This window comes from Actinomadura rayongensis (genome assembly GCF_009831215.1).
Taxonomy (GTDB): Bacteria; Actinomycetota; Actinomycetes; order Streptosporangiales; family Streptosporangiaceae; genus Spirillospora; species Spirillospora rayongensis.
Genome location: NZ_WUTW01000001.1, coordinates 1,163,487 through 1,175,153 on the forward strand (window position 1 = coordinate 1,163,487; position 11,667 = coordinate 1,175,153).

Consider the following 11,667-nt stretch of genomic DNA (forward strand, 5'->3'; position numbering starts at 1 on the left):
AAGGGCGATCCCAGAAGCTTTCCAAGGACGGGTCCAGACACGTGTTCGAGACGCTCTCCGACCGGTTGACGACGGTCTTCTCGTCGCTGCGCAGCAAGGGCCGGCTCTCCGAGGCCGACATCAACGCGACGGCCCGCGAGATCCGTGTCGCGCTGCTCGAGGCCGACGTGGCGCTGCCCGTCGTCAAGGACTTCATCGCCCGGATCAGGGAGCGGGCGGCGGGGGCCGAGGTCTCGCAGGCGCTCAACCCGGCGCAGCAGGTCGTCAAGATCGTCAACGAGGAACTGATCACCGTCCTCGGCGGCGAGACCCGCGAGATCCGCTTCGCCAAGAACCCGCCGACCGTGATCATGCTCGCGGGCCTCCAGGGCGCGGGCAAGACGACCCTCGCCGGCAAGCTCGCCCGCTGGCTCAAGGCCGCCGACCACACGCCGCTGCTCGTCGCCGCCGACCTCCAGCGGCCGAACGCCGTCCAGCAGCTCCAGGTCGTCGGTGAGCGCGCCGGGGTGCCGGTGTTCGCGCCCGAGCCCGGCAGCGGCGTCGGCGACCCGGTGGACGTGGCGCGCCGCTCGATCGAGCACGCCAACCGCGCCCTGCACGACGTCGTCGTCATCGACACCGCGGGCCGCCTCGGCATCGACGCCGAGATGATGCAGCAGGCCGTCGACATCCGCGACGCCGTCAGCCCCGACGAGGTGCTGTTCGTCGTGGACGCGATGGTCGGCCAGGACGCCGTCAACACCGCCCAGGCGTTCATGGACGGCGTCGGCTTCGACGGCGTCGTGCTCACCAAGCTCGACGGCGACGCCCGCGGCGGCGCCGCGCTGTCGGTCCGGCACATCACCGGCCGCCCGATCATGTTCGCGTCCACCGGCGAGAAGCTGGAGGACTTCAGCGTCTTCCACCCCGACCGCATGGCCGGGCGCATCCTCGACATGGGCGACGTCCTCACCCTGATCGAGCAGGCCGAGCAGGCGTTCGACGCCGAGCAGGCGCAGCGGATGTCCACGAAGTTCGTCTCGGGTGAGGACTTCACCCTGGAGGACTTCCTCGAGCAGATGATGATGATCCGCAAGCTCGGGCCGATCGGGAACCTGCTCGGGATGATGCCCGGCATGGGCCAGGTCCGGGACCAGATCAGCCAGATCGACGACAAGGACCTCGACCGCGTCGCCGCGATCATCCGCTCGATGACGCCGGAGGAGCGGAGCAACCCCAAGATCATCAACGGGTCGCGGCGGGCGCGCATCGCGCGCGGCTCGGGCGTCGGCGTCGGCGAGGTCAGCAGCCTCGTGACCCGGTTCTTCGACGCGCAGAAGATGGTCCGGCAGATGGCGGGCGGCATGGGCCTGCCCGGTACACCCGGCCGCCGCAAGGCCAAGCAGGCCGCCAAGGCGGCCAAGAAGAAGGGCAAGCAGCGCAGCGGTGACCCGCGCAAGCGCGCCGCCGGACGCGCCGAGACGCCCGCCGGGGCGCCCGACGGCGTCCCCCCGGGCCTGCCGCCCGGCCTCGGCGGCGGTCAGCTCCCGCCCGGCTTCCAGATGCCCGATCTCGGCAAGCTGCAGGGCCGCAAGAAGAAGTGACGGCCGGGGCGTCCGCTTTGTTGTGACTTGCGAGGCGGACGCCACGCCCGGGGCGTCGCCGGGCCCGTGTGATTGCGTCACCGCTCGGATCGTCTGGCAGAATGTGACACTGGAAATCCCGGATCAGCGCGAGGCGCCCTCTCTCGTCCTGCGCGGCCGGAATCCTCTGCCCGCATGGCGCCGGTGTTCCCCACCTGGCCCGGATCGGGCACCTGTACCAAGTCTGGAGAACACCACACCCGTGGCAGTCAAGATCAAGCTCAAGCGTCTGGGGAAGATCCGGAACCCGCAGTACCGGATCGTCGTCGCCGACGCCCGCACCAAGCGGGACGGCCGCGCCATCGAGGAGATCGGGCTCTACCAGCCCAAGGAGGAGCCCTCGCTCATCCGGATCGACTCCGAGCGGGCGCAGTACTGGCTGGGCGTCGGCGCGCAGCCGACCGAGCCGGTGCTCAACCTGCTGAAGATCACCGGTGACTGGCAGAAGTTCAAGGGCGAGCCGGGCGCCGAGGGCACCCTCAAGGTCGCCGAGCCGCGCCAGGACAAGAAGGCCGTCTTCGAGAACGCCGTCAAGGAGTCCCTGGGCTCCGACGCCGGCGAGGCGCCCGCGCCGCGCACCCGTAAGAAGGCGGAGCCGAAGAAGCCGGCCGAGGCCCCCGCCGCCGACGACAGCAGCAGTAGCGAAGTCGAGGGCTGACGTGCTCGAAGAAGCGCTGGAGCACCTGGTGCGGGGGATCGTGGAGAGCCCGGACGACGTCCTGGTCCGCGCCCGCCGCATCAGGGGCGGCCGGGTCCTCGAGGTGCGCGTGCACCCCGATGACCTCGGCAAGGTCATCGGCCGCAGCGGACGCACCGCCAAGGCCCTGCGCACCGTGATCAGCGCCCTGTCCGGGGGCCGGTACGTGCGGGTGGACCTCCTCGACGTGAACGAGGTCCGCTGACCGTGCCGCCCCGCCGGGGCACGGCCCGGCCGTCGGGCGAGCGGCTCGTCGTCGGCCGGATCGGACGGGCGCACGGCGTGCGCGGCGAGGTCGCGATCGACGTGCGGACCGACGATCCGGAATCCCGGTTCGCCGTCGGCACCGAGATCGCCACCGATCCCGCCACCGCCGGCCCGCTCACCGTCGCCCAGGCGCGCCTGCACTCCGGGCGCCTGCTCCTGCGCTTCGCCGGGGTCGGCGACCGCACCGCCGCCGAGGAACTGCGCGGCGTGTGGCTGGTCGTCGACCCCGCCGACATCCCCGCCCCGTCCGACCCCGACGAGTTCCACGACCGCGACCTGGTCGGGCTCGCGGTGGTCACGGACGCGGGCGCGGACGTCGGCACCGTCACCGACGTCCTGCACCACGGGCAGGATCTGCTGGTCGTCGCGCGCCCCGGCGCCGACGACGCGCTGATCCCGTTCGTGTCCGCGCTCGTCCCCGAGGTCGACCTGACCGCGGGCCGCGTCGTCGTGACCCCTCCGCCCGGCCTCCTGGACGACGGGGCGGTCTGAGCCGGCGCGCGAGGAAGGCCATGAAACTCGACATCGTCTCGATCTTCCCGGAGTACTTCGCGCCGCTGGAGATCTCCCTGCTCGGCAAGGCGCGCCGCGCCGGGCTGCTGGACGTCGCCGTCCACGACCTGCGGCAGTGGGCCCACGACCGGCACCGGACCGTGGACGACACGCCCTACGGCGGCGGTCCCGGCATGGTGATGAAGCCCGAGCCGTGGGGCGAGGCGCTCGACGCGATCGCGCCCGGTCCCGAACTGCCGAGGCTCGTCGTCCCGACGCCGAGCGGACGTCCGTTCACCCAGGCCACCGCCGCCGAACTCGCCGGTGAGCCGTGGCTGCTGTTCGCCTGCGGGCGCTACGAGGGCATCGACGCGCGCGTCGTCGCGGACGCGTCCACGCGGATGCGGGTGGACGAGGTCAGCCTCGGCGACTTCGTCCTGGCGGGCGGGGAGGTGGCCGTGCTGGTCATGGTCGAGGCGATCGGGCGGCTGCTGCCCGGCGTGCTCGGCAACGCCGAGTCCGTCGCCGACGACTCGTTCGCGCCCGGCTCGATGGAGTCGCTGCTCGAAGGGCCCGTCTACACCAAGCCGCCCGTCTGGCGGGACCGCGCCGTCCCGGACGTCCTGCTGTCGGGCCACCACGGCGCGATCGCGCGCTGGCGGCGGGACGAGGCGCTGCGCCGTACCGCCCGGCACCGTCCCGAGCTGCTCGCCCGCCTCGCCGCCGGCGGGCTGGACGCCCGTGACCGGGCCGTCCTCGCCGACACCGGTTTTCCGGTCGACGGCGAAGATGTGGCACACTGAGATGTCCCGTGTGCCCTGCACACGGCGCGATCTTGTTCCGCCTCTCGCGGCGCGACGCCCCACCTCAGCGCAGGCACCGGAGCCTCTCGACGTCCGCGTTCGACCCTTGAGGAAGTCATGCACACCCTGATCCAGGAGATCGAGAAGGCCGCGCTGCGTTCCGACCACCCGGCCTTCCGTCCCGGCGACACGGTGAAGGTGCACGCGCGCATCACCGAGGGCAAGGTCACCCGCGTCCAGATCTTCGAGGGCGTGGTCATCCGCCGCCAGGGCGGCGGCGCCCGCGAGACGTTCACCGTCCGCAAGGTGAGCAAGGGCGGCTACGGCGTCGAGCGCACCTGGCCGCTGAACAGCCCGCACATCGAGAAGCTGGAAGTGGTCGTCCGCGGCGACGTCCGCCGCGCGAAGCTGTACTACCTCCGCAACCTGCGGGGCAAGGCCGCGCGCATCAAGGAGAAGCGGGACTTCTGACCGTTCGCCTGCGCCCCGGGAACACGGCCGTTTCCCGGGGCGTTGGCGTTTCGGCGGCGACACGCGCGTGCGCGCGGTGCGGGGGCGTGCGCGCCGCTAGGCTTTCGCCCTGATGACAAGCGAGAACGATCGGAGAGACGTGCGATCCGAGGCCGAGGGCGCGGTGCCCGAAGATGAGGAGACCGTGACCTCTGGCGAGGACACCGCCGCCGGGGACGAACCCAAGCGCAAGAAGCCGGGTTCGTTCTGGAAGGAGCTGCCGGTCCTGATCGTCGTCGCGATCGTGCTGGCGCTCGTGATCAAGGCGTTCGCCGTGCAGGCGTTCTACATCCCCTCGGGGTCGATGGAGAACACGCTGCAGGTCGGCGACCGGGTGCTCGTCAACAAGATCGTCTATCACACGCGGTCGATCAAGCCGGGCGACATCGTCGTCTTCAACGGGCTCGACTCGTGGGACCCGGAGACCACGGTGCCGAAGCCGTCGAACCCGGTCTCCAAGGTGCTGCGCGCGATCGGGTCCGCGTTCGGCGTAGCGCCGAACGAGAAGGACTACATCAAGCGGGTCATCGGGGTCGCGGGCGATCGGGTGCGGTGCTGCGAGGCGGGCCGTGTGACGGTCAACGGCAAGCCGCTGTCGGAGTCGTCCTATCTCTTCACCGATCCGGTGACGCACGAGCAGAACAAGCCGTCCGAGACCGCGTTCGACGTGACGGTCCCCAAGGACCACATCTGGGTCATGGGCGACCACCGGGACCTGTCCTGGGACTCGCGCAACCACCGGGGCGACCCGGGGGGCGGCGCGATCCCGGTCGACAAGGTGATCGGGCGCGCGTTCGTGATCGTCTGGCCGGTGGGGCACATGGGCGGGCTCGGGATTCCGGAGACGTTCAAGCAGCCGGGCGTCCGCGCGTCCTCGACCGTCCTGCCCGGGACGCCGCTCGCGGCGGGCTTCGTGGGCGCGGTCCCGGTGACGCTGCTGCTGCGGCGCATCCGCGTCCGGCGCCACCAGCGCTCCTGACGCGCCGGGGCGTGATCTCGGTCACGCCGCGCCGCGGCGTCCCTGGTCGCCGGGGTGCGGTGCGTCCGCGCTCCGGCGCGGGTGTCGGCGGGGGGACGTACGCTGCGGTGCATGGACCGTCCCCTTCGTTTCACGCCGCGCCGTGACGCGGGTCTGTACGCGTACGAGCGGTCGCTGGCGCACGCCGGCTTCCGCCGTGTCGCGGGCGTGGACGAGGCGGGCCGGGGCGCCTGCGCGGGGCCGCTGGTCGTCGGCGCGGTAATCCTGCCGTCCGGGCGGCGCGGCCTCATCGAGGGCCTGACGGACTCCAAGCTGCTCACCCCGGCGCGGCGCGAGGAGATCTACGCCGAGGTCGTGGCGCGCGCGGAGGCGTGGAGCGCGATCGTGATCCCGTGCCACGACATCGACCGCATCGGCGTCCACCGGTGCAACATCACGGGGATGCGCCGCGCGCTGGCGGCGCTGCCGGTCCGTCCCGACTACGTGCTGAGCGACGGCTTCCGCGTCCCCGGCCTGGACGTCCCGGGCCTCCCCGTCATCAAGGGCGACCGCGTGGCGGCGTGCGTGGCGGCGGCCTCGGTGGTCGCCAAGGTCACGCGCGACCGCATCATGGTGGACCTCCACGAGCGTTTCCCGGCGTACGGCTTCGACGTCCACAAGGGCTATGTGACGCGCGAGCACTCCGCCGCCCTGAGCGAGCACGGCCCGTGCCTGGAGCACCGGTTCTCCTACGTCAACGTCGACCGCGCGCTGCGCGCGAGCGAGCGCCGCGCCCCCGCGGACGAGCCTTTTCCGGCCCCGCTCGCCGAACCCGAACTGCGCTGACCCGGTTCCGTTCCCCGCGAATTGGCTGCGTTCCCAGCGGAACGAGAGCGGGCGGGAACTCCGGGTAATTCCCGGCCGCGCGGTAATGGCGGGAGGCGCGGAATTTGGACCGTTCGATCGTGCGGCCGTCTCTTGTCGTCGCGCTCGACGGCCCTTTTCGCCCGGTGACGTTGGGTGAGTCTCGGTAGCGGTACGGCGCCGTGGCCGGGCTGAAGGACGCGGCACTGTGGCCTTCGTCACCCCCGCATTGTCATTTCCGCCTTTTCCTACAATATTGACTCCATGGGGGATGGTGCAGGCGGTCGGCCGCCGGACGTGCGGTCGCGCGCGCCGGGGCGGGCGCCGCGCGCCCGCCGGGACGCCGCCCGCCCGGAAGCGCCGGGCGGCCCGTTTCTTCGCGGCCGGAATATCGGCGTCCCGAATAGCTCTCACTCATGGTGTGCGCCGGAGAACGCCGCGTTACTTAACTTGCCCTTTACTCTCGCTTGCTATCCTGTGCAAGGGTCACCGTACGAGGTTTCCTCGGCGAATACGCACTTCCCCAGTCGCCCGGCGCACTGATCTCAGGGAGGACCAGCGAGTTGTCGACCAGTCGCTCGTTTCAGGGAATGACGCTGACCGAACGGAGTGCGGAACTCTCGGTTCTCCGTGACGCCTTCCAGTACGGCACGGGGACGAGCACGGGCACGGTCGTCGCGATCGAGGGCCCGGTCGGAAGCGGCAAGACCCGGCTGCTGCGGGCCTTCGCCGCGGACGCGGCGGACGCGGCGGCGCTGGTGCTGAGCGCCGCGTGCTCCCGCCTCGAACAGGACATGCCGTTGGCGGCCGTCCACCAGTTGCTCCAGGACCGCGAGCCGCACGCGGCGGCCGAACCCGCCGTCCGGGCGCTCGTCGAGCGGGCCATGTCCGCCGTCGGCACCGAAGCCGAGGGGGCCCTCGTCAACGCGGCCTGCCGCGAGACCCTGGCCTTTTTCCAGCGCCTCACCGAGCGGTGCCCGGTGGTCGTCTGCGTGGACGACGCGCACCACATGGACGCCGCGTCGGCGCACTGCCTGCTTTTCGCCCTGCGCAGGCTCCGGCCGCCACAGTTCATCATGCTCCTCGCCCGGTCCGACGGCCCGGCCGCGGAGAGCGCGCTGACGCACGGGGAACTGCTGTCCCAGGCCGGGTACCGGTCGGTCCGGACGCGTCCGTTGTCGCCCGCCGGGGTGCGCGAGCTCGTCGGCGCCCGGCTCGACGGGACCGTCGACGTCGACGCGTTCGCGGCGGCCTGCCACCGGATCACGGGCGGCAGCCCCCGGCTCGTCGAGGCGATCCTCGACGACAACCCGGTCGGGGACCTGCTCGCCCGTCCCGACCGCGACGACCCGGTTCTCGGCGAGTCCTTCGACCGGGCCGTCCTGAGCTGCCTGTACCGCGGTTCGGAGCAGGTGGCCAAGCTCGCCCAGGGCATCGCGGTGCTCGGCGCGGCGCGCGCGTCCGTCCTGCCGGCGCGGCTCGTGGAGATGGAGCCGAACGCGGTCCAGGCGGGGATCGCCGAGCTGACCGGCATGGGCCTGCTCGACCGGGGCGGGTTCCGCGACGGCCGGGTGCGCCGGTCGGTCCTCGCGTCCATGGCGCCGCAGGCCCGCGCGGACCTGCACTGGCGCGCGGCGGAACTGCTCCACGACGCGGGGGAGTCCACCCGGACGGTCGCCGGGCACGTCATCGCCGCCAACCGGGCCGGGGCCCCGTGGGCGATCGACGTGCTGCACGCCGCCGCCCGCCTGGCGACGTCCGAGCACGACGCCGACACCGCCCGCACCTGTCTGGAGCTGGCGGCGTGGACGGCCGTCGAGGACGACCGCGAGGGCGGCCGGCGCGCCGAGACGCACGCGATGCTCCTGGACGTGATGTGGCGCGTCGATCCCGACGGCGCCGAGCAGTACGTCGCGAGCCTGACGGCGGCGATGGCGCACGGCGGGCTCGAAGCGAGCCACACGGTCACGCTGATCCGGCACCTGCTGTGGTGCGGGCGGATCAGCGAGGCCGCCGAGGCGCTGACGTCGCTCGCCCCCGCGATGGACGACCCGGCGGTGGCGTCGTCGCCGTTCGTCCGGATCCTCCAGTTGTGGTTGCTCCACTCGTTCCCGGTGCTCGCAAGGCTCCTGCCGCCGCCGGGCGGGGGAAGTGGGTGCCCTGGAACGCTCCTGAACGGCATCGACGTCCGGATGCGCTCCGCCGAGGCGCTGGCCGAGGTGCTGGCCAACGGCGCGGGACGGCACGTCCTGCTGCACACGCGCCAGGTCCTCCAGAGCCAGCTGTGCAGCGAGCTGAGCTTCGAGTCGGTCTATTCGGCCCTGCTCACGCTGCTGTACTCCGAGCAGTTCGCCGAGGCGGCGCAGTGGTGCGACAGCCATCTCGCCGTCGCGGCGCAGCGGGACGGGTCGCCCTGCCACGCGATGCTCCTCGGCCTGCGCGCCGAGATCCATCTGCGGACCGGGGACCTGGTCGCCGCCGAGCGCGCCGCCCGCCGCGTGACGGCGCTGTTCGCCGAGCGCCGCTGGGGCGCGGTGTCCGAACTCCCGCTGGGCTGCCTCCTCCAGGCGCAGATCGCGCTCGGCAAGCTGGACGAGGCGGCGGAGCTGGTCGAGCGGCGGGTGCCGCTCGGGTTCCTTCAGAGCCGCAGCGGGCTCGGCTACCGGTACGCGGTCGGGCGGTTCCGGCTCGCGACCGGCGACCCGCAGGCCGCGCTGGACGACTTCGTGGACTGCGGCGACCTCGCCCGCGCGTGGAGTCTCGACGCGCCGACCCTGGTGCCCTGGCGCGCCGGGGCGGCCGAGGCGCTGCTCCGGCTCGGCCGCCCCGAGCGCGCGCGGGAACTGCTCCAGGAGCAGCTCGCCCTCGTCGGCGACCGGTATCCGCGGGTGCGCGGGATGACGCTGCGCCTCCTGGCCCGCGCGGCCGACGTGCAGGAGCGGCGCGCCCTGCTCACCGAGGCCGAGGAGCTGCTGCGCGCGTCCGGCGCCCGGTTCGAGCTGGCCGGGACGCTGATGGACCTCGGCGCCGTGCACAGCTCGATCGGCGCCGCGCGGCGCGCCCGGGTGGAGACCAGGCTCGCCCAGGAGATCGCCCGGGACTGCGGCGTGGCGGCGCTGGCGCCCCGGCCCGACGCGGCGCCGGCCGGTTCGGACGCGGGCGTGGAGTCGCTGACGCACGCCGAGCGGCAGGTCGCGTCGCTGGCGGCGCGCGGCTACACCAACCGGGAGATCGCGGCGGAGCTGTTCGTGACGAGCAGCACCGTGGAGCAGCACCTGACGAAGGTGTTCCGCAAGCTCAAGGTGCGCCAGCGCGAGGAGCTGCCGGTGAGCCTCGGGCTGCGGGGCACGGGCCGGCCCGCGCGCCGGTGACGCGCGTGCGCACGCGAAAGGGCGGGCGGCGACCCCGATGAGGGTCGCCGCCCGCCCGGTGCGCGGCCGGGGACGAGCGGGAGGGCCCCCGGCGGACGGTCAGGGGCGCGGCGCCACCGAGAGCGGGTGGTGGAAGACGTTGAGCGGATCCCACCGGGCCTTCACGCGCTGGAGGCGCGGGTAGTTGTCCTTGTGGTACAGGACGCCGATCGGGATCGGTGAGGAGTTCCACTCGGGGCTGAGCAGGTCCAGGTCGGGCCAGTTCGGCGCGATGCCGTCGGTGTGGTCGTCCGGCTCGGGCACGCCGTGGGTCTCGGCGTGCAGGTCCCGGTAGAGCAGCCGGTTCCACGCGAGGTGCTCGGCGTCGCGGGAGGCGTCGTCCCACACGCTGTAGATGCCCGCGAGGATCGTGCCGCCGCGGTGCGGGAAGGCGGTCTCGTCCTCGGCGAGCGCGTTGATCTGCCCGCCGTAGGTCGTCAGCGACAGTCCCGAGGACGGGCTGGCGTAGTCGTCGCGGGTCAGGTGGCGGTAGGCGCGGGCGATCTGCTCGTCGGTGTACCGCGTCCGCAGGATGGCGATCTTGGACTTCCAGCGCGGCGGCCCGAGGACGCCCTGCGCGACGGACGAGTCCGGGAAGCCGAGCGCGGCGGTGAGCCACGGCCGGGTCGCGGACCGGCCGAACGTGGCCTTGGCGGGGACGCCGGCGGTGACCTCGCCGAGGAAGTCGTCCAGGAGCCGTTCGCTGCCCGGGACGGTCGGGTCGATGTGCCCGACGACCTGCACGATTCCCGCCTCGATCCGGCGCAGGCTCAGCGTGGCGTACAGGTGCGTGCCCGGGGAGCCGGGGGCGCTGTTGTTCTCGCACCAGGCGCCGAAGTTCGCCGCGAGCCGGACGACCGCCTCCTCCGTCATCGCCGACCAGTCGAACACCGCGTGCCCGGTCGCGTGGGCGCGCGGGGGCGTCGGCAGCAGCCGGGCCGGATCGGTGCCCTCGGCGTCGCGCGAGCGCATCCAGAAGCGCGTCGCGATGCCGAACGTTCCGCCGCCGCCGCCGACGTGCGCCCACCACAGGTCCCGGTTCGGGTCGGACTCCTCGCGGGTGGCGACGACGGCGCGCGCCCGGCCGTCCGCGCCGACGACGACGACCTCGACGGCGTAGAGGTGGTCGGCGATGAGCCCGAGGCGGCGGGCCATCGTCCCGAAGCCGTTGCCCGGGATGTGGCCGCCCGCCGCGACCGCGTTGCAGTCCCCGCCGGGCAGCGTGACGCCCCAGCCGAACTCCAGCCTGCGGTACAGCTCGCCCATCGTCACGCCGGGCTCGATCGCGAACGCGTTCATCTCCGGGTCGAAGGCGAGCGCGCGCATCTCGGCGAAGTCGATCAGCGCCCGGACCTCGTCGTTGCCGACGATGCCGTCCAGGCAGTGGCCGCCCGAGCGCACGCCGATCCGCCGGCGCGCCCGGACGGCGTCGTCCACGGCCGCGACGACGTGCTCGGTCGTCCCGACGACGTGGACGCGGTCCGGGCTGCCCACGGTCCGTTTGTTGTAGCCGCGGTCCAGCAGCTCGGCGTAGCGCCGGTCGTGCGGCGTGACCGTGACCGGGCCGACGGGCGACAGCGACGGTTCTCGGGATGTCTCACGCATGCGAACACCTTTTCGTGGGTGCCGGTCGGCACGGGAAGTCGATGCGGCGCGGCGCACGCCGCCGGGCGATCGGCGAAGGCCGGGGTCCGGGGTTCTCGGGCAGGGGGCGCTCGACTGCATGAAACCTCGCGGCGCCGTCCCGGCGGAACAACGCGATATTGTTCGTTATTGATTCGTTATCTCATGAGTAGAGCAAGAGGAAGAGTTCACGGGCCGAGGATCGGGGAAGGTCTGGAGGTCCGTGCCATGGGTGTTGCGGCTCATTGGACGCGTCCCTTTCGTTCGTGCGGGCAGGGGGGTCGAGTTGTGGTCGGCTTCGGGTTGTTGCCGCTCTGACCTGCACAAACGATGTACTGAACCGGTGCGGCGCAACAAATCGTCAGGGGCGCTAGGGGGTTATTGGGGGGTGGGTTAGGGGTTGTTGGCTCGCGGCGGCTGT

Annotated in this window: 10 protein-coding genes; 9 read left to right on the forward strand and 1 reads right to left on the reverse strand. The window is 72.6% G+C overall.

Annotation, left to right across the window (positions count from 1 at the left end; all coding sequences use genetic code 11):
* Positions 1 to 41: 41 nt before the first annotated feature.
* From ffh to GQ466_RS05650, 9 genes are all read left to right on the forward strand, one after another.
* Positions 42 to 1,583 (forward strand): signal recognition particle protein, encoded by a 1,542-nt coding sequence (gene ffh / locus GQ466_RS05610; RefSeq protein WP_161101650.1) that lies wholly within the window; start codon positions 42 to 44, stop codon positions 1,581 to 1,583.
* 241 nt (positions 1,584 to 1,824) lie between these two features.
* Positions 1,825 to 2,280 (forward strand): 30S ribosomal protein S16, encoded by a 456-nt coding sequence (gene rpsP / locus GQ466_RS05615; RefSeq protein ID WP_161101651.1) that lies wholly within the window; start codon positions 1,825 to 1,827, stop codon positions 2,278 to 2,280.
* 1 nt (position 2,281) lies between these two features.
* Positions 2,282 to 2,524 carry an RNA-binding protein gene (locus GQ466_RS05620; protein ID WP_103563665.1) on the forward strand — a complete coding sequence of 81 codons (243 nt, stop codon included), beginning with the start codon at positions 2,282 to 2,284 and terminating at the stop codon, positions 2,522 to 2,524.
* A gap of 2 nt (positions 2,525 to 2,526) precedes the next feature.
* Positions 2,527 to 3,078: a ribosome maturation factor RimM gene (gene rimM / locus GQ466_RS05625; protein ID WP_161101652.1), complete on the forward strand. Its 552-nt coding sequence runs from the start codon at positions 2,527 to 2,529 to the stop codon at positions 3,076 to 3,078.
* 20 nt (positions 3,079 to 3,098) lie between these two features.
* The gene (gene trmD / locus GQ466_RS05630; RefSeq protein WP_161101653.1) at positions 3,099 to 3,881 is read left to right on the forward strand and encodes a tRNA (guanosine(37)-N1)-methyltransferase TrmD; all 783 of its coding nucleotides are present in this window, start codon (positions 3,099 to 3,101) and stop codon (positions 3,879 to 3,881) included.
* 117 nt (positions 3,882 to 3,998) lie between these two features.
* The gene (gene rplS / locus GQ466_RS05635; RefSeq protein WP_161101654.1) at positions 3,999 to 4,352 is read left to right on the forward strand and encodes a 50S ribosomal protein L19; all 354 of its coding nucleotides are present in this window, start codon (positions 3,999 to 4,001) and stop codon (positions 4,350 to 4,352) included.
* Positions 4,353 to 4,491: 139 nt separating this feature from the next.
* Positions 4,492 to 5,370: a signal peptidase I gene (gene lepB, locus GQ466_RS05640; RefSeq protein WP_161101655.1), complete on the forward strand. Its 879-nt coding sequence runs from the start codon at positions 4,492 to 4,494 to the stop codon at positions 5,368 to 5,370.
* A 111-nt stretch (positions 5,371 to 5,481) separates the two neighbouring features.
* Positions 5,482 to 6,195, forward strand: a complete 714-nt coding sequence (locus GQ466_RS05645; RefSeq protein ID WP_161101656.1) for a ribonuclease HII — start codon at positions 5,482 to 5,484, stop codon at positions 6,193 to 6,195.
* A gap of 608 nt (positions 6,196 to 6,803) precedes the next feature.
* Positions 6,804 to 9,584 carry an AAA family ATPase gene (locus tag GQ466_RS05650; RefSeq protein ID WP_161101657.1) on the forward strand — a complete coding sequence of 927 codons (2,781 nt, stop codon included), beginning with the start codon at positions 6,804 to 6,806 and terminating at the stop codon, positions 9,582 to 9,584.
* A 99-nt stretch (positions 9,585 to 9,683) separates the two neighbouring features.
* Here the strand turns inward: GQ466_RS05650 and GQ466_RS05655 are convergent, their stop codons facing one another.
* Positions 9,684 to 11,228, reverse strand: coding sequence for an FAD-binding oxidoreductase (locus GQ466_RS05655; protein WP_161101658.1), 1,545 nt, complete (start codon positions 11,226 to 11,228; stop codon positions 9,684 to 9,686).
* Positions 11,229 to 11,667: the final 439 nt, after the last annotated feature.